Origin of the sequence: Citrobacter europaeus (genome assembly GCA_020099315.1) — a bacterium.
GTDB classification, from domain to species: domain Bacteria; phylum Pseudomonadota; class Gammaproteobacteria; order Enterobacterales; family Enterobacteriaceae; genus Citrobacter; species Citrobacter europaeus.
Genome location: CP083650.1, coordinates 3,716,030 through 3,742,874 on the forward strand (window position 1 = coordinate 3,716,030; position 26,845 = coordinate 3,742,874).

The 26,845-nt window shown below is 50.7% G+C and carries 21 protein-coding genes; 11 read left to right on the forward strand and 10 right to left on the reverse strand.

Annotated features, from left to right (window positions below):
- Window positions 1-442 precede the first annotated feature (442 nt).
- Window positions 443-1,639, forward strand: coding sequence for a tyrosine-type recombinase/integrase (locus tag LA337_17485; GenBank protein ID UBI14948.1), 1,197 nt, complete (start codon window positions 443-445; stop codon window positions 1,637-1,639).
- A 14-nt stretch (window positions 1,640-1,653) separates the two neighbouring features.
- Here the strand turns inward: LA337_17485 and LA337_17490 are convergent, their stop codons facing one another.
- The 5 genes from LA337_17490 to LA337_17510 all read right to left on the reverse strand — a co-directional run bounded on the left by LA337_17490 (window position 1,654) and on the right by LA337_17510 (window position 6,093).
- Window positions 1,654-2,496 carry an HAD family hydrolase gene (locus LA337_17490; GenBank protein ID UBI14949.1) on the reverse strand — a complete coding sequence of 281 codons (843 nt, stop codon included), beginning with the start codon at window positions 2,494-2,496 and terminating at the stop codon, window positions 1,654-1,656.
- A gap of 2 nt (window positions 2,497-2,498) precedes the next feature.
- Window positions 2,499-4,199 (reverse strand): metallophosphoesterase, encoded by a 1,701-nt coding sequence (locus LA337_17495; GenBank protein UBI14950.1) that lies wholly within the window; start codon window positions 4,197-4,199, stop codon window positions 2,499-2,501.
- A gap of 259 nt (window positions 4,200-4,458) precedes the next feature.
- The gene (locus tag LA337_17500; protein UBI14951.1) at window positions 4,459-5,034 is read right to left on the reverse strand and encodes a phage polarity suppression protein; all 576 of its coding nucleotides are present in this window, start codon (window positions 5,032-5,034) and stop codon (window positions 4,459-4,461) included.
- A gap of 16 nt (window positions 5,035-5,050) precedes the next feature.
- Window positions 5,051-5,293, reverse strand: coding sequence for an ogr/Delta-like zinc finger family protein (locus tag LA337_17505; GenBank protein UBI14952.1), 243 nt, complete (start codon window positions 5,291-5,293; stop codon window positions 5,051-5,053).
- On the reverse strand, window positions 5,290-6,093 hold the full coding sequence (locus LA337_17510; GenBank protein ID UBI14953.1) for a capsid protein: 804 nt from the start codon (window positions 6,091-6,093) through the stop codon (window positions 5,290-5,292). Before LA337_17510 ends, LA337_17505 begins: the two co-directional genes overlap by 4 nt.
- A 551-nt stretch (window positions 6,094-6,644) precedes the next feature.
- Between LA337_17510 and LA337_17515 the strand changes: the two genes are divergently transcribed.
- The 8 genes from LA337_17515 to LA337_17550 all read left to right on the forward strand — a co-directional run bounded on the left by LA337_17515 (window position 6,645) and on the right by LA337_17550 (window position 12,270).
- On the forward strand, window positions 6,645-6,911 hold the full coding sequence (locus LA337_17515; protein UBI14954.1) for an AlpA family transcriptional regulator: 267 nt from the start codon (window positions 6,645-6,647) through the stop codon (window positions 6,909-6,911).
- Window positions 6,908-7,462 (forward strand): host cell division inhibitor Icd-like protein, encoded by a 555-nt coding sequence (locus tag LA337_17520; GenBank protein UBI14955.1) that lies wholly within the window; start codon window positions 6,908-6,910, stop codon window positions 7,460-7,462. Before LA337_17515 ends, LA337_17520 begins: the two co-directional genes overlap by 4 nt.
- On the forward strand, window positions 7,455-7,754 hold the full coding sequence (locus tag LA337_17525) for a Derepression protein (GenBank protein ID UBI14956.1): 300 nt from the start codon (window positions 7,455-7,457) through the stop codon (window positions 7,752-7,754). Before LA337_17520 ends, LA337_17525 begins: the two co-directional genes overlap by 8 nt.
- Window positions 7,747-8,196, forward strand: coding sequence for a hypothetical protein (locus LA337_17530; protein UBI14957.1), 450 nt, complete (start codon window positions 7,747-7,749; stop codon window positions 8,194-8,196). The genes LA337_17525 and LA337_17530 overlap by 8 nt, the downstream gene beginning before the upstream one ends.
- A 104-nt stretch (window positions 8,197-8,300) precedes the next feature.
- Complete coding sequence (locus LA337_17535; GenBank protein ID UBI18504.1) at window positions 8,301-8,528, forward strand: hypothetical protein; 228 nt, start codon at window positions 8,301-8,303, stop codon at window positions 8,526-8,528.
- Window positions 8,525-8,845 (forward strand): DUF5375 domain-containing protein, encoded by a 321-nt coding sequence (locus tag LA337_17540; protein ID UBI14958.1) that lies wholly within the window; start codon window positions 8,525-8,527, stop codon window positions 8,843-8,845. Before LA337_17535 ends, LA337_17540 begins: the two co-directional genes overlap by 4 nt.
- Before the next feature lie 14 nt (window positions 8,846-8,859).
- Entirely contained in the window at window positions 8,860-11,193 is a 2,334-nt protein-coding gene (locus LA337_17545) for a toprim domain-containing protein (GenBank protein ID UBI14959.1), read from the forward strand.
- A gap of 720 nt (window positions 11,194-11,913) precedes the next feature.
- The gene (locus LA337_17550; GenBank protein ID UBI14960.1) at window positions 11,914-12,270 is read left to right on the forward strand and encodes a hypothetical protein; all 357 of its coding nucleotides are present in this window, start codon (window positions 11,914-11,916) and stop codon (window positions 12,268-12,270) included.
- A 58-nt stretch (window positions 12,271-12,328) separates the two neighbouring features.
- Here LA337_17550 and LA337_17555 read toward each other — a convergent pair whose 3' ends face one another.
- Together LA337_17555 and LA337_17560 are read right to left on the reverse strand one after the other, a co-directional pair.
- Window positions 12,329-13,762, reverse strand: a complete 1,434-nt coding sequence (locus LA337_17555) for an EAL domain-containing protein (protein ID UBI14961.1) — start codon at window positions 13,760-13,762, stop codon at window positions 12,329-12,331.
- 117 nt (window positions 13,763-13,879) lie between these two features.
- Entirely contained in the window at window positions 13,880-20,818 is a 6,939-nt protein-coding gene (locus LA337_17560) for an autotransporter outer membrane beta-barrel domain-containing protein (protein UBI14962.1), read from the reverse strand.
- A 976-nt stretch (window positions 20,819-21,794) separates the two neighbouring features.
- Between LA337_17560 and LA337_17565 the strand changes: the two genes are divergently transcribed.
- Both LA337_17565 and LA337_17570 read left to right on the forward strand, forming a co-directional pair.
- Window positions 21,795-22,565: a winged helix-turn-helix domain-containing protein gene (locus LA337_17565; protein UBI14963.1), complete on the forward strand. Its 771-nt coding sequence runs from the start codon at window positions 21,795-21,797 to the stop codon at window positions 22,563-22,565.
- Entirely contained in the window at window positions 22,555-23,067 is a 513-nt protein-coding gene (locus LA337_17570; protein ID UBI14964.1) for a hypothetical protein, read from the forward strand. Before LA337_17565 ends, LA337_17570 begins: the two co-directional genes overlap by 11 nt.
- Before the next feature lie 129 nt (window positions 23,068-23,196).
- Here LA337_17570 and iolB read toward each other — a convergent pair whose 3' ends face one another.
- From iolB to iolC, 3 genes are read right to left on the reverse strand one after another with little or no spacing between them, the layout of a single operon-like run.
- Entirely contained in the window at window positions 23,197-24,015 is an 819-nt protein-coding gene (gene iolB, locus LA337_17575; GenBank protein UBI14965.1) for a 5-deoxy-glucuronate isomerase, read from the reverse strand.
- Window positions 24,016-24,024: 9 nt separating this feature from the next.
- Complete coding sequence (gene iolE, locus LA337_17580) at window positions 24,025-24,915, reverse strand: myo-inosose-2 dehydratase (GenBank protein UBI18505.1); 891 nt, start codon at window positions 24,913-24,915, stop codon at window positions 24,025-24,027.
- A gap of 14 nt (window positions 24,916-24,929) precedes the next feature.
- Window positions 24,930-26,834, reverse strand: a complete 1,905-nt coding sequence (gene iolC, locus LA337_17585; GenBank protein UBI14966.1) for a 5-dehydro-2-deoxygluconokinase — start codon at window positions 26,832-26,834, stop codon at window positions 24,930-24,932.
- Window positions 26,835-26,845: the final 11 nt, after the last annotated feature.

Below are 26,845 nucleotides of genomic sequence, written 5' to 3' on the forward strand. Positions count from 1 at the left end.
AAACTACCGCATTCACTAATCGGTGAAAAGCAGATCCTGCTTGCGCAGTTCAGCTACCAGCAGGGAGTTGAACTGAAGAATTTGTTTCCTTTTGATACAATTATCCAATCCGCTAATCGTGAGAACCCATACCATTACGATTTATGGTTCCTTTTTAGAACCACACATAAAATTCAAAGTTTAAATAATATTAAAAATCAATGGAATGAATAACTAATTACAGGGACCCCAGCACCAAAATTCTCCCTCAACGATTACCAGAGTCGTCCGAGGAAGTCCTGAAAGCCCGCACAGCGTAAGCCTTGCGGGCTTTTTTGTATCTGTTATTTGTCCGTAACCATCCGAGAAGATCCGCCTGAATCCAGTGATAATTGGTATACGTTTAGGTATACGGTAAGATGTAGGCCTAAAAACGTATACCAATTCACGAAGGAGCGGCCATATGGCACGGACAACGCGCCCCCTGACCAACACCGAAGTTCTGCGCGCTAAAGCTTTAGAGAAGGATCTAACTCTACATGATGGTGATGGGCTTTTCCTGATAGTGAAAACCAGCGGGAAAAAGCTCTGGCGTTTCCGTTATCAACGTCCGGCAACAAAGCAACGAACAATGATGGGACTCGGCTCCTTCCCCGCCCTTTCGCTTGCTGATGCCCGAGGGTTAAGAGCGGATTATCTTTCCTTATTAGCTAATGGCGTCGACCCCCAAGTTCAGGCCGAAGTTGTTGAAGAACAGCAACAGATAGCCCTAGACAGTATTTTTTCGACTGTTGCGGCAAACTGGTTCCAGCTCAAAAGCAAAAGCGTTACCCCTGATTACGCAAAAGACATTTGGCGCTCACTGGAGAAAGATGTATTCCCTGCCATCGGTGAGATCCCCGTTCAGCAAATCAAAGCCCGTACATTGGTTGAAGCGATTGAGCCAATCAAAGCTCGTGGGGCGCTTGAGACTGTACGTCGACTGGTGCAGCGCATTAACGAGATAATGATTTATGCCGTAAACACTGGTCTGATTGATGCCAATCCAGCATCAGGTGTTGGGATGGCCTTTGAGAAGCCCAAAAAACAAAACATGCCGACGCTGCGGCCAGAGGAATTGCCAAAGCTAATGCGTTCTCTAGTCATGTCAAATCTGTCTGTTGCGACTCGCTGTCTTATTGAGTGGCAGCTCTTGACCCTTGTGCGCCCTTCTGAGGCTTCCGGTGCTCAGTGGGCAGAGATCGATCTCGATGCGAAGCTCTGGACTATTCCAGCCGAACGGATGAAAGCTAAGCGGGAACACATCGTTCCTTTATCACCACAGGCATTAGAGATTCTGGATGTGATGAAGCCCATCAGCGCTCATAGGGAACATGTTTTCCCGAGTAGGAATGATCCAAAACAACCCATGAACAGCCAAACTGCTAATGCTGCTTTAAAACGTATTGGTTATGGTGGGAAATTAGTTGCTCATGGATTACGGGCAATCGCAAGTACAGCGTTGAATGAACATGGATTTAATTCCGATGTAATTGAATCTGCACTTGCACATAGCGACAAAAATGAGGTCAGGAGAGCTTATAATAGAGCTATTTATATTGAAAAAAGAATAGAGCTAATGAATTGGTGGGGATTACAGATTAAAATGGCGGTTAATTAACCGCCAAAGAAAAATCAGAATAAAATATCTTTCAACTCATCAAAACTGGATATTGTATAAGTTGGCTTTTGTTTTCCTAACTCTACTTTCAAACGAGTTTCTCTAGCAACATCTTCCTCAGTCCAATGAGTTATAGAAACTAAGACATCCCAATACTTTTGAGAATGTTGTTTTCCGTATTCAGCCCATACGGAGTCGATTCCAGCAAGATTCGCCATTGCAATATCTTTTACAATCGAGTCGCCTATATAAACTGCATCTTCTTTTTCCACCCCCTCACTTGAGCAAATATCAATCAATAACTCAGGATTAGGTTTCTTTTGCTTCTCATTTAAAAGAATAAGAAAATCACCATACGAAGACAACCACTGCTTTGTTTTATCATTTAAATCATCATGATATCTATCATGAGGGGTATATAAGTGTTTGAAATACTTTAGGAGACCTAATTTCTCCAATCGAAATAATGCATTTCTTACTGGCGCCTCTGTATGCCCAACGATAACAATACCTGAGGAAGAAATTTCTTGCAATGTACTCAATACATTCGAATAACAAGTTAATGTTTTATTTCTTGTAGAATTGAATGCATGAAAGGCGCTATCAACCTTCTTACTTAAAAAAACCTTATCATTTGATTTGAACTTACTAATAACTGATGGTAACTCTAGCGCACCAAAGGGGTATTCCGAATTCCCATGAAATTTATGAACCTGTTTAAACTCCTTAATTAATATTTCCTTGTCAACACCAAGTATTATTGACAATTCATTTAGCAAACTAGTAAATGATTGAGCGTAAAATGAAACCCAATCATACAAAGTATTGTCTAAATCTGTAATCAGTAATTTTTTCATAATCAATCCAAAATAATTTCTTTATCAAAAGTTATTTCCGACTCAGAAACATGGTATATATTTAGTTTTATTTCTTCATGATTGAAATCAAAGGTAGCCATTTCATTATATTTAGAGTTAACCAAATGAGAGCTAACAACACCAGTGCTACCTAACCCAACCACCCATACACTATACTCACCTCCACCTTCACATTTACGGGTAAGTTTAGTCATACTCCTTTCATGGGTATGTCCATGTAAAATAACATTTACTCTATTTTTAAAACACCATTGAACTACCGCTTCCGCATCATACACAATCCCACCGGGCATCCCCATAGTAGGAGTGGAAAAATAATTTACCGCAAATAGGTTATGATGCAATACAACTAATCTTACTGTTCCCATCATTTTAGGAACACCTTTCCAACCCATTTTTTCTTCTGCATCTTTAAGTTGCTCAATACCTATAAAACCTTGCCCCTGAAAGGCCAATCGATGTTGTTGCAAAAGATTACTGTTTAAGTAGCATATCTCAACAGATCGTTGGTTTTTAACCAAATACTTTCTACCCATTGATAGATATTTATTTGGCTCAATATTATAGATATTTTTAAAATGTTGGCGATAGTTGTTTTTGGAATCTTCTCCAAGCTCTGTTGAAACTAACAAATCCCATTCTTCACCACTTAGTTTATTTACATTATCCTCCTTTTTTATTTCAATATCTTTGCCACCATCACCATTATTATCAAGTGGTATTTCTTCCTTTTTTTGATGCATATTTTCATGCAACTTTTGAAGCGCAGATAAAGTATCATGAGAGAGACCTTCACTAAAGCTAACATCATGATTTCCAGGACATATACCGATCGAGTCAAAAGTTAAAGAACTGTTAGCGCACAGATTTCTATAAAATTCCAGAGCGATATTAAATTCCTGCTCCGTTGCCTTCCAAGTAATGTCACCAGATACAATCAACGACTCAATTTCATCTTGGAAATATTCATCTAATAGTGTTTGCAAGGTGCGCTTATTAAAACCAGTAAATTGATGAAACTTATTGGCATCATCAAAATGCAAATCCGACAGCCAATGAAATATACCTGACTTTGAAACAATATGTTTCTCATGAAAAACCCGAGGAATACTAACATTTGCATTTTTTAATAGAATCTCATGCGTATCATGCTTGCCTTTAATAAAATCATTAACAAACCAAAGCGTTCGTTCCTGATACTGTAACTCCCTTAGGCTTGATACTTGCTTCCCTTCAAAGTCTGAAAAACTAGTACCATCTAAAAACATTTGAGAGTTCGTTTCTGAATACGACAAACAATTAAGAGTTTCATATATTTTTTTATCATCTACTTCGGTGATATCTATCAACTTCAACCAAGCAGAACATGAACGACTTGTATAGTAACTAGGCGTAAAATTAGTGTCCGGACACTTTATATCAACGCCACTGAAAATCATTTCATTTAAGATCGCCGCGTATAACTTCCCTGTTCCAGAGTCAAAAAGATATATATTCTTTGTTGTCTCCCTCAGCTCTTTTGATATATCCATAAAATATGAAGGAACTTGTTCACCAGGTTTAGCCCACCATCCCCAATAAACATAACCATGTTCTTTGATGATTTTTAAGTGCTCGGCAATTGTACCACCACTCTCTGTTACCAAATCACGGAACCTTAAAATTAAGGTATCGGTATTCATAGAACCCTCTTCATTAAGAACTACAAGCTAAACGATAACAATGCTGTCAAATTATCATTCAGAACTCTGGCGCGCAATGCTCTCCCCGCCACGCCTGCCCGCTTCGTGGGGCACTTTTAATGCAGGTGCATGAAGGGACTCAGGCCGCGCCAGTGCTGGTGCGGCGCGGGGTGGAAAATTCAGGGTTTTGCATGCAAAGCCATGCAGCGTAGGCATGCATGGCTATTTTTATTAAAAAGACGGGTATTTTCGGGGCGTTTTATGCGGATTTTTTGCGGGTCTGCGCGGCCTGTCGGCGCATGAAAATCTGACTCTGTTCAGGCGTATATTTTGCCCGGTTGTCGTCTCTCGATGCTCTGTCAGGCCGGAAACCGATGGTTGTCAGAATGTCGCGATCTTCCTCTGCATAATCAATATTTCCTCCGCGGGTAACATGAACGGACAGCGCTTCGCAAACACTGGCGGCCGCCCGGTCGAGAGCCCGTTCTCTGACGATGTCAGGTTGTTCGCTGAGGTGCATTAATTCCGGTGCCAGTGCGGCGGCCAGCGCGTCGCCGCTTACCTGCATAAAGGCGTGGAGCTGACGCCGGATACTGATACGCTGCACGGCCTCATGTGACCGGATGTACTGCCCGGCCGACTGATTTACCGCCCATTTTTTCAGGTCAATATCATCCCGCAGCGCCTGTGCGGCCTCCGGTTCATAACGGGTGCAGGTAAGCTCCAGCTCTTTCAGCGCCATTTCAGCCCGCGCCAGTGCTGACTTGCTGCTCATCCAGTCCGATTTATTCTTCTGACAGGTTTCAAAGGCCTGTTCCAGTAGTGCTCGTGCCATTGTCTTTTCTCCTGAATCAGTGGCGCAGCGATGAGCGGGCGCAGTCCAGAATTCGGGGCGGTGTTTCTGGTACTGTCTGCGGCGGTTCGGGCTTTTCTTCTGCCGGTGGCCGTATCACCTCGTCGATAGACTCGGTGGTGCGAAAGGTTGCGGAGCAAAAGACATTCACGCACTGGAGGTAGCTCTGCTTGACGTTATCCGACAGGTAACGGCTGGTACGGACATGGGCAGCCTGTTTGCAGTACGGACAGCGCATCATGGCTTAACCCCCCGCGATTTTTTCTTTTGTGCCAGCTCTTTAGCCCGCGCCATTCTGAGAACAGGGCTTTTATAGAGTTTCATATCCACGCCGGTGAGTGCCGGACGGTGAAGCCCAATTTTTGAAATTACCGGCTCCTGCGTCATGTTGAATGCGTAGTACCTGCTTTGCGCCAGTACATTCTCCCCCAGTTCCTGAATGAGAACGTTGTGAGGGTGTTCTTCTCCTTTCATTTCGAGTTCACGCAGACGTAACGCAAATGCGCGCACCAGTGAGGGAGGGATGTCTTTCATCACGGCCGCCCACTCATTCCGGGAGTAGGCAGAGAACACCGTAAAATGCGTGCCGACGTACTTATCTCCTGATGTACAGGCGGCCAGCATGGTACTGGCTTTATCATCGTTGAGCTCATCAATCAGGGCGGTGAATTCCTCCGCCAGCTCCCGACCAGCCACTCGCTGACTGTGTTCGGCTTTCAGTTCAGGGGTCATCATGCCGCGCAGTTCGCGAAAACGGGTACGCCAGTTCTGTTCGGCTTCGGCACTTTCATTCAGGGCGTTCTGACGCTCTTTCCCGCTGCGGGTAATGGCGGCATCAATATCATTCAGTTTCAGCATATTTTCCGTGTGCACGGATTTGGCCTTGCTGAATGCCTCAAGCGCATTATTTATCGTGGCCTCTGCGTTCTGGTTTGCTTTCTCGTTAAGGCTGTCCAGTGCACTGTCAATGGCCGTGCGGATGTTCTCATCCTGCGTGCTGCCGATGGTTTTCATTACCGCGGTAAACAAATCTGGTTTCATCGTCGGGTTCTCTCTGTGTTTTCAACCTGACGCCATTCTGCCGTCCCTCAGACAACAACTCGATTCATTACCGTTGTAGCAGACATGGCACAAACAGGACTTCAAAACCCGGCTGGCCAGAGAAAGGTCGCAGGAAAACCCTTCTCTCTGTTTGTTTTTTTACATATAACTATTCACTACTGTTCACTCAGTATAAAAATATAAGTAAAACAATAAATTAAAGAGTGAACAGTTGAGAAAGAAGTGTTCACCAACTGTTCACTACTGTTCACTGGTCTGAACATCCCGAATGTAAATTTTATGCGGTATATCCTATTAATTCATGCTGTTAGGGTGATTAAATCAATTTGCATTTCACTTTTGAAATCTCCAGTGCCTTATAACTCCTTCCAGTGCCTTTAAATGGTCTTGAGTAAAAAAACAGCATCCGTTGTCCCGTGCTTTGTACAATTTCCCCCTGTTGCATTGAGAAAAAATATTCACAAAATAGAGCGCTACCTGATACCGGACGGACACGTCCGGATCTCTGCGGATATTAACGAGGTAGCGTTATGCACACGGTTTCATCAGTACCACCTTCTCCCACTGGCACGCACCTGATGCCGGTTTCAGCCCCGGTTCAGGAACGTTTTTTACGTCTCCCGGAAGTCATTCATCAGTGCGGCCTGTCCCGCTCCACGCTCTACGATTTAATCGCCCGCAATGCTTTCCCGGCACAGGTTTCCCTCGGGGGTAAAAATGTCGCCTGGCTACAGTCTGAAATCACGGCGTGGATGGCAGAACGTGTCGCGCACCGCAACCGGAAATACGACGCATGAATCAGAGCCGATTTCACAAAGCCCCTTTTTCTGGCTTGCATCCGTTGTGTGTTTCCTGGTACAGTTTTGTCGCTGTCGCAAAATCGACAGCCGGGCGTAGGAACCCGTGTTACTTATTGGCGACTCAACACGCGCCATGCGTGTTTTTTTACGTCGTTGCTCAGGTACACCCATTTTTCGGGCTGTGGTGGTTTCACACTGGCCTGTATCAGATAATGGTGGTCCGGGCGGGGCAGCCTTCGGGCTGGCCGGTTTCCAATAAGGCCGGTATTCCTACCCCCGTCCGGGCTACCACCCATGAGTGTAGGAACTCCGGTGGTGGCAATAACCGCTACTTATTGGAGGTTGCCCTTATGGCTACGACCCTCACCCCGTCACACCCGCAGTTTGTCTTTGTGTTTGCCGCCGTCCGTCGCGCAGACCGTAAACCCCGTATCTGTATGCTCCGCACCGTGGCCGGTGACGAGCTGGCCGCCCGCCGCACCCTTGTCCGCGAATACGTGCTTTCCCTTGCCGCCCGCCTGCCGGTTGTGGAGGTGTCACATGCGTAATAAAAACACCCCTCAGACCGTCTCAGCGCGTCGTGATGACCTTAACCCCATGAAGGAACACCTCAGCATAGAGGCGTACCATAAACTCAATCGCGCCAGCGCCGTCTCGCAGTTCATCGGTGGAGATTTGCTGCGCCGTGAGCTGAACGGTTTACACCAGCTATACCTGCCGCAGATTTTTAGTTATATCCATGAGGACGTCAGCTACGTCCTGGAAGAGCTGAAAGCCAAAGGCCTGTGCCGTGACTTTCTCGCCACGACGTCGGGAAACGGAGGTGAGCACCATGTTTGATTTCCCTCAGCCGGGTGAAATATATCGCTGTACAGGATTTCCTGATGTGGTGGTGTCGGGCGTGCTGGCCGACGGTATTCCGTGGGATATGCCGTACCGCTGTCCGGGGCTGGTCTGGAATCCGTACCGGCGCACCTACACCATCCTCATTCGTATAATTGCCGGTGGCCGTATGGCAGAAATTCCGCTCGGTCGTTTTTTGCGGGACTTTACCTGTGAGCATCCCGATGTATTTAAGCGCAACCCTGAAAACCGCCATGCCGTATTACGCGAAATAGCGGCTGACCCGGCATTACAGCAATACCGGGCGCGGAATATCGATAAATATCCTGACGATATTCCCCCGGTTAAACGCCCGGCGCCGGTGGCGCATAAATGGCGGAATAATTTCAGGCCGGAAACGGAAATAAAACCGGATAACAGCTACCGCCATTATCTGTAATTAAAAAACGATAACGAATATTAAATGTGCGTATCTGCGCAGGGATACGCACGTCCTCAGGAGACGAAATAATGCCTGTTAACAGTACGGAACGGCCGCAGAATATAAACCAGCCCACCATCAGCCGGGCAGACCTTGAATGCCTCGAACATATGCGCAACGTCGGCCAGCTCGTCGGCGACCTGATGCAGGTGCAGGACTGCACCTCTTTGCGCCACAATCCGGCGCAGCAGCTACAGCTCACCTCGGTGATTTACTTCATGACTGCCCGGCTCGACGGTGTGGTCGACCGCTGTAATCAGCGCTGGCTGACCGGGGAGGGCAACGTATGAAAACCGCATTATCTCCCGTTCTGCGCGCTGCACTTTACCGCCGTGCGGTCGCCTGTGCCTGGCTGACCCTGTGCGAACGTCAGCACCGCTACCCGCAGCTCACGCTCAGTACGCTGGAAAGCGCCATTGCGGCCGAGCTGGAGGGCTTCTATCTGCGCCAGCATGGCGAGGAAAAAGGCCGTCAGATTGCCTGTGCCCTGCTCGAAGATTTAATGGAAGCCGGACCACTGAAAGCCGCCCCGTCGCTGTCCTTTCTCGGGCTGGCCGTGATGGATGAACTCTGCGCCCGTCATATCACCGCACCGGCACTGCACTGAGGGAGACAACCACAATGAAAATGAACGTAACGGACACCGTAAAACAGGCGTGCGGTCACTGGCCGCGCATTCTCCCGGCGCTGGGGGTAACGGTCATCAAAAACCGCCATCAGGCCTGTCCGGTGTGTGGCGGCTCCGACCGCTTTCGCTTTGACGATAAAGAGGGGCGCGGGACGTGGTTCTGTAACCAGTGCGGCGCGGGAGACGGTCTGAAACTGGTTGAGAAAGTGTTCGGCGTGACCCCGTCAGAGGCGGCCGGGAAGGTGAACGCCGTGACCGGCAACCTGCCGCCGGTCTCCCCGGCGGTGACTGCGGCCGCAGACGCTGAAACTGAGGCCGACCGCAAAGCGGCGGCCGCGCTGGCCGCCAGACTGATGGAGAAAGCCCGACCGGCCACCGGCAATGCCTACCTTACCCGCAAGGGCTTCCCCGGTCGGGAATGTCTGACGCTCACCACCCTGCATAAAACCGGCGGTGTGACGTACCGCGCCGGGGATGTGGTTGTCCCGCTGTATGACGATAGCGGCGCACTGGTTAACGTCCAGCTCATTAACGCAGACGGCCTCAAGCGCACCCTGAAAGGGGGGCAGGTAAAAGGGGCATGTCATATTCTCGACGGGAAAAAAGAGGCGGGAAAACGGCTGTGGATAGCGGAGGGCTATGCGACCGCGCTCACCGTGCATCACCTGACCGGGGAAACCGTCATGGTGGCGCTGTCGTCGGTGAACCTCCTTTCTCTGGCGAGCCTTGCCCGTCACAGATACCCGGCCTGCCGGATTGTGCTGGCCGCCGACCGCGACCTTAACGGCGACGGCCAGACCAAAGCGTCTGCGGCCGCAGAGTCCTGCGAGGGCGTGCTCGCCCTGCCGCCGGTGTTCGGGGACTGGAATGATGCGTATACACAGCACGGCGGGGAGGCCACGCGTAAAGCCATGTATGACGCCATCCGGCCACCGGCTGACAGCCCTTTCTCTACCATGAGCGAGGCGGAATTTACCGCCATGAGCACCAGTGAGAAAGCCATGCGGGTGCATGAGCATTACGGCGAAGCGCTGGCGGTGGATGCAAACGGGCAGCTCCTGTCCCGCTATGAGGCGGGAATCTGGAAAATCATCCCGCCGTCGGACTTTGCGCGCGACGTGGCCGGGCTGTTCCAGCGCCTGCGCGCCCCGTTTTCGTCGGGGAAAATTGCCTCGGTGGTCGACACCCTGAAACTGATTATTCCGCAGCAGGACGCCCCGTCACGGCGGCTGATTGGCTTTCGCAACGGCGTGCTTGATACCAAAAGCGGTATATTCAGCCCGCACAGCAAATCGCACTGGCTGCGCACCCTGTGCGACGTGGATTTCACCCCGCCGGTGGAGGGGGAAACGCTGGAGACGCACGCGCCGAATTTCTGGCGCTGGCTCGACCGCGCTGCCGGTTCGCGTGCCGATAAACGTGACGTGATACTCGCCGCGCTGTTTATGGTGCTGGCGAACCGTTACGACTGGCAGCTCTTTCTCGAAGTGACCGGTCCCGGCGGCAGCGGGAAAAGTATTCTGGCCGAAATTGCGACCATGCTCGCCGGGGAAGATAACGCCACGTCGGCGACTATCGAAACGCTGGAGTCGCCCCGCGAACGCGCGGCGCTGATTGGCTTCTCGCTGATACGCCTGCCTGACCAGGAAAAATGGAGCGGTGACGGGGCAGGACTCAAGGCTATCACCGGCGGGGATGCGGTCTCCGTCGACCCGAAATACCGCGATGCATACTCCACCCATATTCCGGCGGTGATACTGGCCGTGAACAATAACCCGATGCGCTTCACCGACCGCAGCGGCGGGGTGTCCCGTCGCCGGGTGATAATGCACTTCCCGGAACAGATTGCCCCGGAAGAGCGTGACCCGAAGCTGAAAGATAAAATCGCCCGGGAGCTGGCCGTCATCGTGCGCCAGCTCATGCAGACGTTCAGCGACCCGATGACCGCGCGCACACTGCTCCAGTCGCAGCAGAACTCCGACGAGGCACTCAGCATCAAGCGCGACGCTGACCCGACGTTCGATTTTTGTGGCTATCTGGAGGCACTGCCCGAGCCTGACGGTATGTACATGGGGAATGCGAATATCATCCCGCGACAGCCGCGCCTGTACCTGTATCACGCCTATCTGGTCTACATGGAGGCACACGGCTACAAGAACACACTCAGCCTGACCATGTTCGGCAAAGGGCTGTCATCGATGCTGAAAGAGTACGGGCTGAATTACGCCAGGCGGCGAACAAATCAGGGTATGCAGACGAATCTTGCGCTCAGGGAAGAAAGCAACGCCGACTGGCTGCCCCGGTGCGACGAAACCACCGCGACATAACCTACCCGGACCGGCATCAGCCGGTCTTTTTTTATCTGAAATCCCGGAAAGTGAACAGTAAAGTGTTCACTGTTCACGGACTGTTCACTGGATATCGCATTGAAATTAAAGATAAATAATGGCGAGTGAACAGTGTGAACAGTTTTCCGTAAAAAAAGTTTTTTTCTTGATGTGATCTATTCAAAAACAAGTTCGCTTAACCACAGGAAACATTGCAACAAATCGCCATTGGTATACGCTTAGGTATACCAATGAAAGTTGAATTGAAAAATAAACAATAAAAACATGATGTTGAAAATATTATTCAGACTCCGCCAGCCCAAACACCGATGAAAAGCTCTCAGCGTAAGCTGAGGGCTTTTTTGTGTCTGTATTGCCAGTAGCACTGGTCAAATCCAGAGAAATGGGTACACGTATAGTTTCACGTGTGAACGTGTGATTAAAATTCAACTTCACTTCTGATAAGCGAATTTCAGCCCCAAATAAATATCAGGCAGCATCATGATGCAGGCCCATGCTAAATAATGATGATAACTCGTTATTTAACCCAATATTAAATGTGGTTTTCCCCCCAAGACAACGTAACCGTATTAATTGCTCACACTGCAAAAGTGGAAAAAATAGCGTTATCCGCACTTACAGTTTTTTCCTAAAGCCAGCGCTTCGTTTGTATGCCATGCTTAACCATGCTAATAACTTATAACGCTAAGCGAGGATATTATGAAAAAGACAATTATCGCATTATCTGCAATTCTGCTGGCTTCTCCCGTTATTGCCGCCACGACACACGCAACTGATAATGATGTAGCTGCCGCACACGAAAACGCCAATACCGCAAAAGAAAAACTGCATCAGGCGCAGAATCAGGGCGAAGAGCAAAAATTAAAAGCCAAACATGCTGCTGAAGGCAAACAAGATGACCTGAGCAGCAAAGTAAGTGAAGGTTCACAAAAAGCCTGGAATACAACCAAAGAAGGTACTGAAAAAGGCTGGAATGCAACAAAAGAGGGTACCGAGAAAGGCTGGAATAAGACCAAAGAAGGTGCTGCCTCCGTTGAGAAAAAAGTCAGTGAATAATCTTCCAAACATTGAAAAATAAAAAACCGCGAAAGCGGTTTTTTATTATCAGCTATTCTTATAATAAATGCAGAAACGCATTAAAGGGTACTGGTTTACTGAACAGGTATCCCTGACCAAAGTTAACGTCCATCCGTCGCAGCCTCTCCATCTGCTCTTCACTTTCTATCCCTTCCGCTACCAATGGGATCCTGGCCAGTTCAGAGAGGTGAACAATGTTGCTGATAATGCTATCACTCACGCCACCTTTACCCAATGAATCGATAAACATCTTATCAACTTTCAAAAATCGCGGCGAAATACGTTGCAGCGCAGCATAGTTAGAATACCCGGTCCCAAAGTCATCCAGGGCTAGTGCCGCTCCCGCCTCCTTCAAGCGCTTCAGCACGCTTTCACGAATCAGACTCTGCTGTCGCTCGGTGATTTCCAGCATCACGCCAATATGAAACAAGTTCATCCGCCGAATAAAGGCGATAGTGGCATCGGTAAATTCATTATCTTCCAGTGACAGTGGAGGTATGTTAATACCGATGTGAAAGGGTATATCGCAATGATCCCTGAGGCACCGCATATCCGTCTCTACCTGCGTCAAAAGTTTCAGCGTCAGCGCATTGATCAAGCCGCTATGTTCAGCCGTGTGGATAAATTCGTTAGGGGGAATAATTCCCTGCTCAGGGTGATTCCAGCGAGCGAGAACTTCAGCCCCGACGATTTTTCCGGAAGCGAGTTCGACGACGGGCTGATAAAATGGAACAAATTCATCATTATGAATCGCACGCTGCAGTATTTTTATCGGTGAAATCTGCTGCACCCGGCGTAAGTGGAAATATAACAGCAACGACAGTAGAACAAATAAAATAAGAAGATAATGATTATCTCGCACATAATCTGCAATGCCATCCTGTGAATCCGTCACAATCCAGAAAGGATAGTTTTGTGAGGCCATCTGCACGAAAGGATGTTTTGCTGGATACAATAAAAAATGCACATCAATTTTTGCTTTACGGGCAAAATCCATGAGAATTTTATCGATCGCCGCTTTATATACCGCAACCGCCACCACCTGCCCCTGAAACGGAAAATAGAGGATATACATCTCCGTCTTCAGCCGATAAATCTGTTCAATCATCAGTGAGTGTGTGGTCGTTCCTCTGGAAACAATCCCCGGCGATTCTCTGCCTTCGAGAGAAGAACAGTTCCACTCACCATTCCTGATAATACTGACTGAACGAATCTTCTCGCCAGATGCCGTAAGAAGACGCAATTTTCGTAGCAGATCGTCGGTGCAATTTTCCTGGATATTTGCGCTGGCCAACACAGCCAGCGTATTTACGTCGTCAAATATCGTGTCGATTTCTTCGATCAGGCTATTTATCGCGTGTTCCCTGACAAGTTGTCCCTCTCTATCCCATTGCTGCCATGACGTCAGCACACCGGCCAGAAGAAAAAGCAACACCAGCATGATGGGTGTGATTTTCTTGGTTACAGACATGATTAACTCGTGTTGTTGAACAAAGCGCCCTGAAGGACGCTTTTTAGATGTTATTTCAGGAGGAAATAACCAGACTGACATATGCCAGTCTGGCTGAACTTGCCCGGCAGAATCAGCTTAGAAGTTCCATTTCACACCGACCATCGCAGCGCTGTCGTTATAGCCTTTGTCGCCAGCCTGGACCCCGATGTTGCCCCACAGATTAAGACGCGGACTCACCTGTCCTTCCACACCCACTTTTACCTCGGCGATATTTTTCGCCCCGTCCTGACGAACATTCACGCCGTCCATGGTCGTACTGAAATCACGTGAATTGTGCAGCCAGTTCAGTTCGGCAAACGGCTGGAATTCACGCTCTTTACCGTTATCCATCTGATGATGGCTCTTAATCCAGGTTTTCAGGCCCAGCCGGGTCTGTACATTGCCGTCACCGTTGCTGGTGATACGGGTGCCGTTGCTTTCCTGATGATCGTCCGCCTTCACGCCCATCCAGACCGCCTGCGCCTGAGGCTGGATGTACCATTCATTCAGCGTGCCATGACTGCCGGAAAATTCGCCCATTTTCTGGGCATATCCCATTTCCAGCGAGGCGGTCACCCCTTTTGATTTATATGACTCGCCCTGCAGGTCATCGCCTTTAACATTGTTATCAAACCAGCTGTACTGAGCCCAACTGTCCAGCCAGGCGCCGTTATGCAACGCATCATTGGCATACCATGTGGCATACACGCCGGTACTGTAGCCATTGACTGAACCCCGGGAACGATAACCCGTGCGTGATGACCGGGTGTTACTGTGGTCGTTCCCGTAGCCCGCCATCACGCCCAGGTGCCAGCGGTCAAGTCCGTTCTGGCTCCATTGCGCAATGTCGCCTCCCAGCTGCAATACATAACGGTTGCTCTGGGTTTTCAGCTGGCCGCTGCCGTCACGCCAGTTGTTGTGCCCGCCAACGTGGCGTATCCACATACTGGTGACTTTCTGCTCGCCGGTCAGGGCATCGGTATACTGCGTTTCGCCCAGGCGATCATACAAACGGGTGACGAACATGTTGTTGGCTGCCGCCAGGTTAGCCGTGTAGCTGCCGCCTTCCGGGCGCAGATCTTTATCGGGATCCGGATCCGGATTTGGTTCGGGATCCGGATTGGTTTTGCCGCTGGTCAGATACCAGTTGCCGCTGTTCTCATCCTGACCGCGCCCAAGGCTGTAGTCATATGCCCCTGCCACAATACGGCCAGCCTGGGTGAACTCACCGTCCGATGCGCCATCAACATGAATAACTTCGATCCCATCAATCGTGGCGGCCCCTTTCCCACCGGCGTTGGTGACGCTGACGGAGGTGGTGCCACTGGTATCGCCTTTCACCACCAGCTTATCCGTAACGGAATTGTCATCCCCCAGCGCGGTGTTCAGGGAAAGATGGCCACCATTCCCCGTATAATTGCCATTGACCACCAGTTGATTACCGGCCTGCTGACCATTCACACCGGTTGCGAGGGTACCGCTGTTAACCAGGTCGCCCCCCACCGTGAACAGGAGGTTGTCGCCGGTCCCGGTTCCCACCTGCAGCACACCGGCGTTATTCACATGACCTGCAACGCCCCCCGTGCCCGAGAGCATCCCCGCAGCCGCAATGTTGACTTCGCTACTGGCCAGCGTGACCGGAGATGTACCGTCCCCCAGTACCAGGCCGCCCTGCTCAATCTCCGTTTTGCCCGTCCAGGCGGCGTTATTGCCGACGGTAATGGAGCCGGCTCCCAGCTTGGTCACATCGCCGCTACCATAAACATCGTTATTAAGCTGCCAGTCGGTATTACTGTTCAGCACCAGTGAACCGCTGTTGCTCACCTCTGCGCTGCCCAGATTTTCTGCAGTAAACACGGTGAGCCGGGAATGCGCATCCACAGCAAATTGCCCCGTAAAGGCGCTGTTGTTGCCCACCAGCGCGACATCGCTTTCGCTGAGTTCAACCCGTCCGGCATCGCTGATGCTGTTGTAAAGCGCGCCTGCGGCCTTGCTCATCGTCAGCGTCCCCGCCGCCACAATATCGCCGGTGCCAAGGCCCAGCGTCGTGTTCATGAGCACGCGCGCGCCTTCTGCAATGGTCGTTTTTGCCGTCAGCGTGCTGTTTTCACCGGTGATGGTCAGCGTGTCGCCATTGATGTTCAGCGCGCCGCTTCCGGTCAATATTCCATCAGCTGTGCCACCCTGCTCCAGGGTCAGGTTACCGCCATTGATGTCCAGCAGTGAATCAGCCGCCGCCGTCAGCTTACCGACAGTCTGGCTATAACCGTTCATGTCAAAACCGGTATCAGCGGCCAGACGCAGTTCGCTGGTCTGTCCCAGAACATTATCGTTTTTCATCAGCAGGTTGCCGCTGCGTACATCGGTGATACCGGTGTAATCGTTATCCATATTCGACAGCGATACCGTCTGGCCCCGGGCACTGTCAAACGCCAGATCGCCAGTGCCTGTCACGCGGGCGCTGAGATCTGCGGCATTACCGGCTTTTCCGTTCGCATCCAGGACCAGTGCATTGTCTCCGGGGGCCAGCAGTTCGACCTGTGTCAGACCATAGCTAATGTACAACCCATCATCGTTTTCCCCGCCGGTAAGGCGATAATCATACGTTGCGTTCGCAACAATCTCTCCATTTTGGCTGATGCCGGCTTCAACCCCATCGCTGATGATATTGCCATTGCTATCGGTTAGCGTCAGATTGCCCGCACCGCCAGAGACGGCAGTATCTGATGTCGCCAGTTGGATCAGCGACTGCGCATCGTCCTGTTCAAGAAGTGACAGCGTGGTATCAGCCAGCGGACGATCGTTGGTAATCGTGCCGGTATCAACCTGCACGGTTCCGCGTCCGGAGAGATCCATCGCGCCAGCATGAATTGTTCCTGCGGCACTGCTCTGCCCCGGCGTCACACCGTCAAAGCTGACGGTACCGCCGTTAAACGCCAGGCCGCCGATATTCTGCTCACCGGCCCCCACGTGGGTGACGTTCCCCTCGCCGATATTTAATGTTGCCTGGTTCAGCGCCTGGGTATTTAATCCAGCCAGCTCAAAGGTGCTGTTCGTCAGCGCCAGCATCCCCTTGAATCCATCAGCCGCATTGTTGCTGGTAAAATCAAACGCATTACCGCTGGCATCAACGGCGACCGTTCCCGTTCCCGCCAGATGGCTGTTAAAGGCCAGCGCAGCGTCAGAATTCAGCGTCAAGGTGCTGGTCGCATCAATGTTGTAACCCGTACCGGTCGCATCGTTTTGGTTATCACCCAGCGCATAATCAACATTATTAACGGTAAATACTGAACCTGCGGTGAGATCGATATGCTCCATGCCGGTAATAGCATCGGCGCGATTGAGGATGTACTGTGCATTATTCAGCTGAAGTGTATCCTCCCCGTCACCACCATTAAGGCTGGTAAACAGCGAGGTTTCTGTCTCTTTGACATCTTTCAGGATGTACAGATCGTTACCACTGCCCGTCTGGATGTCGGTTGCGGTACTGCCAGACTCCAGCGTAACGGTGTTATCACCGCTCATCAGGTTAACCTGACCAACAATGCTGGCGCCCGCCGCGTTAGTAAACGCGATGCCTGCCCCCGAGAGCATTTCTACCGCTTTTTGCGACGCATCCAGCGCTTTAATAACGCCTTTATTGATAAACGTTTCCAGGGAACCGTTATCAACATTCACCACCGCGTGGCTGGTCGATTTCGACGTCAGCTCACCAGCCTGTTCAACATTTTTGGTCGTGCCACCAACAATCAACGCTTCACCACCGTTAGCGTCGAGCACGTTAACGCTGACGCCCGTTTTCAGGTCAGTTGACGCATTGGTGACGATCCCTTTCCCCGCAGCCTGCTCAACATTGATAACCAGAGCGCGCGAGTCAGACATATCCAGCGTTTGATTCGTTTCGCTGCCGTCGATATTTTCAAACAGGATCCCCGTACCGCTCCCCGTCACGTTAATCGTTCCGGAGTTGGTCTGCGCCAGGGATGCCCCGGTATGAATACCGATACCATTCCCCACGCTGATGATTGTATCTTTTAGCTGAATACCCGCGATGTTGGCGACATTTTCAATGGCGCTGCCTTTACCTGTGCTGTCCATGGTGATAGTGGCTCCATCGACCAGCAGACCTTGCGCGCCAGCGGCCAGCAAGATACCGTGCGCGTCTCCTGATGCTTTGGTTTCTCCCGAACCCGTCAAACTTAATGACGCATCATTGCCGACGAGATAGGCTGCGGTGCCATCCGTCGCGCTAACCGTCGCATTGTTGTTCACAACGGAATCAGCGCCTTCAATGCTGACCGCCACGCCATTAACCTTGATGTCGCCGTCGTTATTCAACGTACCGCCGGAAACCAGCACGCCTGTGCTGCCCGCCTGATCAAAGTCGATTTTACCTTTATGGTTGAGCGTACCGCCGTTACGAGCGATGTAGCCGAAAGCGCCATCCGCCGTATTGCTGGTATTCAGCGTGGCGTAACTGGTCAGGGTTGAGTCGCCTTTCTGGCTCTCATCAACATTCCCGGACAAGTCATAATAATTACCATCAACAATCCCGGCTGTGGTGTCTTTACCGGAAAGTTTCACGATCACCGCGTCTTTGGTGATAACCCCATCCGCTCCGCCTTCAACCCTAATCCCGGTCGCACCGTCCCCGGTAATACTCAGCGATTGCGAGCCGGAATCAAAATGGCTCCCCGCCCCGGTCACCTGCAGAATTGTGCTGTTTGTGCCTGATGCCATCATTGTCGTACCAGACGACCCGCTGCCATCAAAAGTCGCGCCACCCTCTATGCGATATAACGTTGAGCCTTCAGTCGAGACGTCCTGCGTATTAGTAGAAGAAGCGTTAACTTTTGAACCTGCACCATAAACAAAATAGCCAATTTGGTTCTTGCCGCTGGTAAATGAGACATTGCCCGTATTGGTAATATCGATAACACCGCCGTCACGAACGTGCAGACCAATGGCGTTATCTGCGGCAAGGTTCACGCTCCCACTCATCGTAAGCTGAGACCCGGCCCCTTCGACCCAGGCGCCAATATTTTTTAACGAATTGTCCGTTGTGCTGCCATTGGTGATATTTATCGTGCCCGAATGCAGCGCCTGACTCCCTCCCTGCAGCTCAATGCCGCTGGCACTGTACCCATTGAGGTTAATCGTGCCGCTGTTCACCAGCCCTTTTGCACCGTTAATTCCCATCAAGCCAATATTTTGCGCAGAACCGGTGCCATTGATATCAATGACGCCGTCCTGGGTAACGTTGATTGCGCCAGGAGACGTACTACCGTTGGCCTGAATGGCAACAGCATTCTCGACTTTTTCGCCAATCGTGATGTTACCGGTGTTAGTGATGGTCCCACTCTTCACATACATACCAATGGCCGGAAGAGTGACCTGAACCTCGCTGGTCGCCTCATCTTTTACCGCTTGCGCAGTACGTCCGATGTAAATCGTGCCGTTATTGGTAGCAACAGCATTACGCTGCACAAATACGCCGTAGGTATAGACGCTATCGGAAGATTTCGCAGGCTCGCCTCCGGTGGCAATATTCATTACCCCGTTATTAATAAAGGTTGCCGTGTCATTCATCAGCACGCCATAGGCGTTATAGATATCCTGGTGCGAGGCGAGGTTGATAACGCCGTCGCTCTGTACCTTCGTCGTTCCGGTCGCGAGAATCCCTGTATGAGCGCCAACCCACGCATTTTTCACATCACGACTGGTTCCCGCGTCAATAATCCCGTTGTTATTTACGATGCTATCACGCGCGGAAACGACATAATCACCACCGGATGCACCGGCTGCAGCCCCCAGCGTACCGTTGTTATTGAGCGTGGCTCCGTCGGTTAGCGTCACCACGGAAGTATCGCTGAACACCGCCTGAATATTGGCATCAGCAGAAATATTGACGACAGAGCGCGCCCCGGACGCTTTAATAAAGCTGTTCACATCACGATTTGCAGCCTGCAACACCGCATCGCCGTCCGGGATATTGGTGTCAAAGTGAATGTTTTTCTGTTCTGTAGTGTAGGCTTTATGCAGCTCAGCCTCGTAGTCCGCGGGCGAAAGTTGGCCAGCCTCTACGGCTTTCACCAGAGCATCATTGTAGTTTTTTAAATCATCCAGATTATTGACCGTATACTCGCCAAGCGAGCTGGAGAAGGTGCCGTTGTAGGTTGCAGTATCAAAGTTATAATCTTTACCGGCATTGTTCGCGACATTGCCAACGCTACCGCTTTGCACGATAGTTTTGGCATTGTAATTCAGTACCGCGTCTTTAGTATCGCTGGCGCTGCTCTCAACGTTATAAACTCCAGAGACCTTCGTGACAGCATTGAAGATATTTGCCGGGTTTGATGCCCAGTCGCTTCCCGTTGAACCGACATTCACATCCAGCGTACCGCCTGATGTCACCGTCGCCAGCTTCATGTTCACATACTGCCCATCACCGACGCCGACCCCCAGATAAGTCGTCAGATCGCCAACGCTATTTGCTGCAAAATTATTGCTGTCATACACCTGGAGTGTACGCGAAGCCCCGGTGATGGGGTCAACATATTGAATGCTGTGGGTTCGGCCACCTAAAGTCGTCTGCGTCAGGTTTATATTTTCACTCCCTGACGAAATATACCCATTATCCATTGCCTGTTGAATCGTCATCGTTTTAAAGCCCGATGCACCTGAGGCAATGCTGCCATATCCTTTGGTACCGGTGATAATATTCATAGTTTCACCGTCACCGACAACAAGTTGCCCTGCGCCATTAGCGTTAGTCGATGGTAAGTAATCTGGCAAGACGTAGTCGGCGGCAAAAGCATATATGGAATGCGTAGCCAGTACGGCACCGATTATGCTTAGCGCTATTTTTGAAATATTGAATTTATGCGTTTTAGATTCAATACTACCTGAGCTATTGGTTTCTATAGAAGCGCTGCAACGCTTTGCCAGTTCAGAAACAACAACAGCGCACGAGTGCGAAACACTCCATACCACTTTAAAGATCTTGTTCATCATTACCATTCCGAATAATTCCACGATTACCCTTCCTGGTAAAATTCGTGGTCACATAGCATTATGGGATGCTCATAATTACCCAGCGGTCAGGTACCTCTTCTCTGGAGATTTTCCCGCTAAAACATTGAGCAACTTGTACGTGACGAATGATATGGCTGCACCGACCAACAATCTATTTATACTGATAAATTCGCAATTTATAGATGATTTATCCATGATTCAATTTGATTATAGGTTTAACTTTTGATGGAGCTGAAAAAATGAACAGGTGAGTGTTAATGAATTGCATAAACAATGTAATGTGACAAATCCATCTCTGATACAACTAACAAACATTTCAAATTAAGTAAAACGCATATTAATTTATTTCGCGCCCCGTAAAAAATACTTATCAGCACAGTTCTGAAATAACAAATAACTTATAAGAGCAATCTCATTGTAAGATTCATTCGATATAAACGTAACTCATTTGAGTTAGTTAAATTGTGGCTGCGAGAAAGAGAGTTACAGTCAATCAAAAAACACAACTTCGCGATAAGCAAGTTCCGGGAAATCTGTACCATCAGGAATTGACCGTAATAAGTTAAAAATCTCAACCCGTTTCTAATTATTGTTTAAGACTCTTGATACCATACTATTTTTCGATTATTTTACTTAAGTAATTTATCGTTTTCTCATTATAAAAATTGCCATCTACTAAGCTACCGACAATTTGTAAATCAACTAGCGACCCAGAATTACGGAGTTATCAAACCGGTGAATGAATATAGTGGTCTATCTGAAAATAGTAGCGCTCTTATAATTTCATCAAAATGAAGCAGGTATTTATACTTAAAATGAGTAATTTCATGGTTTTTTATGCCGGGAGTGTCCTTTACGATGCTAAAATGAAACGCCCCTCCTCATGCTTCGGACTTGTAACATCCCGCGCTCCTGTAGTGAAGAAGAAATACCACTATGGTTTATAATTAAGTAATACTCTGTTAATGATGAAAAAATGAAATATCTAATTAACAATGAAGTTACATTCAGAACTGATGATGGCGTTTTGGCCAGTCTGAATCCGTCGGATAACGCCCTTACCCTGTCTATTACAGCAAACAGGATCTTCACCTATCTCCTCGAGCAGGAAGGAAAAGTGGTCTCGAGAGAAGAGATGTTTACCAATGTCTGGGACAAAAATGGTCTGCAGGCCTCAAATAATTCGTTAAGCCAATATATTTCTTTGATTCGTAAAGGATTACAGGAACTCGGTTGTGAACATGAGATTATTCAAACCGTGCCGCGGGTCGGCTTTTTCATCGCTGAAGGGCTGGTAGCCACCATTGAAGAACCGCCTTCAGTTACCGTGACTTCCCTTGCACCGCCGAAAGCCACGCCTTCCCTGTCTAAACGCGTAAAAATGATGTTGTTAGCTGCTGGGGGCATCTCCTTAATCATGCTTCTTTACCCAGTCAACACATTGTTTAACAGCGCTAAAACCAATCTTCCCGATGTACACCTGTATAAACTTGGCAATATCGACCTCTGTCCGGTCTATACCGTTTTTGAAAGCTCGCGAGAAGTAGCGACCGCAAAGCTTGAAAAAGCACAAAAAATGGCTGATTTACACCTGAAGTGTCTGGCTGGCGCATTGTTTATTTTCCAGCCTGACGATCTGTACGTCTACGGCGAAAAAGGTCGTGTATTTTTATCCCGCTGCACTTTCAATAATGTAGAAAAAACAAAGTTTGCTGGATGCAAGGACCTTTATATCCATGAATACTAAATATAAAACTAAGATATTACTTGCAGGAGCCGCCGTTCTGGTCGCCGTCAGCGCCTTGTTGAGCGCGAATGGAATTGCGCTCATTACAGTTAATCAGGGGATAAGCGTGCATTGCGTTTCAACACTCTCACTCCCCGAACTACCCGGGGGCGGGAAATACGACGGTAGCCTGATGCTCCAGTTGCAAAAAGATAACACCGGCGTCCTTGATTTTTCTGGAATTATTACCACGACGCCACCAGCAGACAACCGTCCAGGACATCGGCTTATCCTGCAACGCTCCGTCAGTTTTAATTACCGCATAGGAGACAAAGGCGTTGTGTTTTTGGAAGACATGAAAATGAGTAAACACAGTCTGGATAATGTGTCGGATGAGATGTTTACCCATAATATCTACGATCCGTTCACGCCCGGAAAACGTGCGCAAATGTATAAAATGAATAATGCCTATCTGTTAGGCAATACCTTTTCGCCCACAAACGTCTGCGTCAGTAAATTGTAGGAGTGAGCCGCCATCCAGCATTGGCTCCCTGTCTCAGTCTGTTCCTGCGGTTAAACCAGTGCAGGGCCACGGCAACGCACGGGCCCTGACTCCACGTGTGGCGATTCACTGTCGCCACACGCTTTCATCCTATCTCTCAACCGGATAATCGCTGTTAATCCACGCGTGATCGTCTTCCCAGGTAAACATCCATTTGCGTACCGGACCCGCCATCACATTAAGGTAGTAGCTGTCATATCCCGCCAGGGTGGCCACCGGGTGGTACCCTTTTGGCACCATCACCACGTCGCGGTTGTAGACCGCCATACACTCATCGAGCGACCTGTCGTCGGTGTATACCCGCTGCATACAAAATCCCTGCGGCGGGTTGAGCCGATGGTAGTAGGTCTCTTCCAGATACGTTTCGTGAGGAGGATTATCGGCGTCATGCTTATGGCTTGGGTAAGAACTGGTGCAGCCTTCATTGGTCCACACCTCCACCACCAACAAGCTATCAGCAGGTTTATCTTCCGGTAAGATGTTATGCACGTAACGCTGGTTATGGCCTTTGCCGCGCGCTTCACCATCGATATCCTTAGGTGCAATCAGCCGCGTCGGGTAGGTTCCTTTTCCTGGTGCAGCGCAAACTGCCAGCTCCAGTCTGGTCACCGCCTGGACCTGTATTGCCTCGCCAGAAGTGACATACACCGCCCACGGTTTGATGCGTTCAAACGGGCTCATCCGCTCGCCGATATCCGTAAAGGTTGCGCCCGGCGTGGTGATGGTCGCGCGTCCAGCGACCAGTACCAGACAGCGTTCTTCGCTGACAGCAGGCAACGTCAACTGCTGCCCTTCCTCCAGTTCATACGCTCTAAAGCCGACATATCCCCAGCCAGCAGCTTCAGGCGTCACCGACTGCGTACACCCTTGCGCGTCCGGCTGCTGCCAGCGTGATAATAAACGTGACATGTCACCTCCTCAGATAAGCCCGGCATCACGCGCCAGACGGCTAAGGTTGTTATAACCCAGACGCGCATACGTCAGCGGGTGCGCGATGGCCGGATCCTGCTCCGCCTCCACGACTAACCAACCCTGATACCGATTCTCCTTCAGCAAGGCCATGATCGGCGGATAGTCAACGCAGCCGTCGCCCGGCACGGTGAAGACCCCGCTCAGTACCGCATCAAGGAAGCTGGTTTTGCGATTTTTGACATCCGCCAGCACGTCGGCGCGCACGTCTTTGCAGTGAACATGGTTGATACGCGACGCCCAGCGCTGCGCTACCGCCAGCGGATCGGCCCCGGCGAAGGTCAAATGTCCGGTGTCGAGCAGTAACCCAACTTCATCACCGGTATGCGTCATCAGATTATCCACATCCTCAGCAGACTCAATCACCGTGCCCATATGATGGTGATAAGCAATCTGGACTCCCTGCTGCTGCGTGTAGCGGGCAAATTCGGTGAGCTTCTCGCCATACTCTTGCCAGCGGGCCTGCGGAAAACGCGGACGCAGATGCACCGGCGTCTGCTGCTCGCCGTGAATGCAGCCACTGACTTCGGCAAATACCAGCACCTTCGCGCCCAGTTCGCGCAGTAACGTCAGGTGCGATTGCACGGCGGCAATCTCCTCCTCCACGCTGCGTTCCAGCAGACGTCCGGAGTACCAGCCGGAAACCAGTTGCAGGTCGTGGCGCTGCAAAATGGGGCCGAGCAGTCGCGCCTCACGCGGGAATTTGTTGCCCAGTTCGAAGCCAGCAAATCCAGCCTCTTTGCCCTCGCTCAGACACGTATCAAGCGACGTCTCAGCGCCCAGTGAAGGAAGATCGTCATTCGTCCATGTCAGTGGATTAATACCTAATTGTACCGTCATCATCTTCTCCTGAATTATGCTTGTCCGCGCTCGCGCCACCAGGCGATAAGCTGCAGGTAGTTATCTTTAATGCGCGCCACCAGCTGCGCATCGTCAATATCGTGTTTCAACCACGCGCGGGAAGCGTCGCCGAACAGCGTGCGTCCCACAGCAAACCCTTTCACCACCCCGTGGCCCGCAGCCGCTTTGAAATCAGCGCGCAGTTGCTCAGCCGGAGCATCCAGCCCGAGGATCACCACGCCACGGCAGTGCGGGTCACGTCGCGCGATAATTTCACTCAGCGAGCTCCAGCCAGCAGAAGTGAGCGGCGGGAGTTTCCACCAGTCCGGGTAAACACCTAAGTTGTAGAAGCGGGAAATGGCGCGCAAATACAGTTCATCACTGCGCGGCATACTGGCGGGCAAAATCACCTCCAACAGCAGTTCATGCCCGGACTGGCAGCAGGCGCGGTACACTTCGGTAATCTTCTGTTCTTGTTCCAGACGCAGCGCGTGGGCATCTTCCGGATGGAAAAAAACCAGACACTTCACCACATGCTCCTGCGGCCAACTGATGAGCTGCGAACCTATATTGCCGTGCTCCATCTCCAGCGGACGCGATCCCGGCAGTTCGATAGGGCGCCCGATCCACCATCCCTCTCCGGTTATCGAATTCAGCGCATCCTGACCAAACGTACCATCGCACAGCAGCCCGGCCTTGCCCTCCAGCCCGGCGCTGTTGGCCGCTTCACGGCTGGCCTGCAAAATAAGCTGTTTCAATGCCGGAATACGTTTCAGGGATGCGCCGCACTGCAGCGCCATCTCTTCAAGCTGACTGCGGTGATCGAAGGCCATCACGCACAGTTCCGGCCATGCACGGCGACGGGTCGTCACGCGATGCAAATGGTTGAGATGCGGATCGAGATCCGGACGTGGAACCTCTGCAGCGCGAGAAAGATAATCATCAAGCTCAACTTTGCTCGGCATCGCCGGCGCACAGCCGTGACGCGACACCACCAGCGCACCGCAGGCGTTGGCATAGCGGCATGCCTGCTCCCATCCCTCATCGTTGAGATAGCCGCGCAGCAGACCGGACATAAACGCATCCCCCGCCCCCAGCACGTTCAGCACCTCCACGCGCACGCCTGTCACCGTCAGGCCATCGTCAAGCCGGGGCGGGATCGCGTCGGTATACACCGAGCAGCCGAGCGCACCGCGCTTGCAGACCAGCGTCGCGTGACTCACACCGCGAACCTGCGCCAGCGCCAGCAGCGTATCGGTACTGCCGCCCGCGATATGAAACTCCTCTTCAGTGCCAACAATCACATCAAAAAGATGCAACACCTCCTGTAACTGGCGAGTGACCTGATCGGCGGCGATAAAACGTGTTTCGCCGTCGCCTAAGGAAGTAAGCCCCCACAGCACCGGGCGATAGTCGATATCCAGCGCCGTACGCACGCCGTGACGCCGGGCGTAAGCGAGCGCCGTCAACACCGCCTCGCGGGTTTGTGGATGAGAGAGATGCGTCCCGGTGATGGCAAGACAACGAGCAGAAGCGATGTACTGTTCATCAACATCGCTGGCGGTAATCGCCATATCCGCGCAGTTATCACGGTAAAAAATCAGTGGGAAGGTGTCCCGGTCTTTAATGCCGAGTAGCACCAGCGCCGTCAGGCGGTCTTTATCAGTGATCAGATGGCTGGTATCGCAGCCTACCTGGCTTAATTCTTCACGCAGGAAACGTCCCATATGTTCGTCGCCAACCCGCGCCAGCATTGAGGAGCGCAATCCCTGGCGTGCCGTGCCGTAAGCCACATTGCCGGACGAGCCGCCAAGATATTTGGCAAAGCTCGACACATCTTCCAGGCGCGCGCCAATTTGCTGACTGTAGAGGTCAACCGCCACGCGGCCCATGCATATCACATCAAACTGCTTTTCCACGTTGATACCTC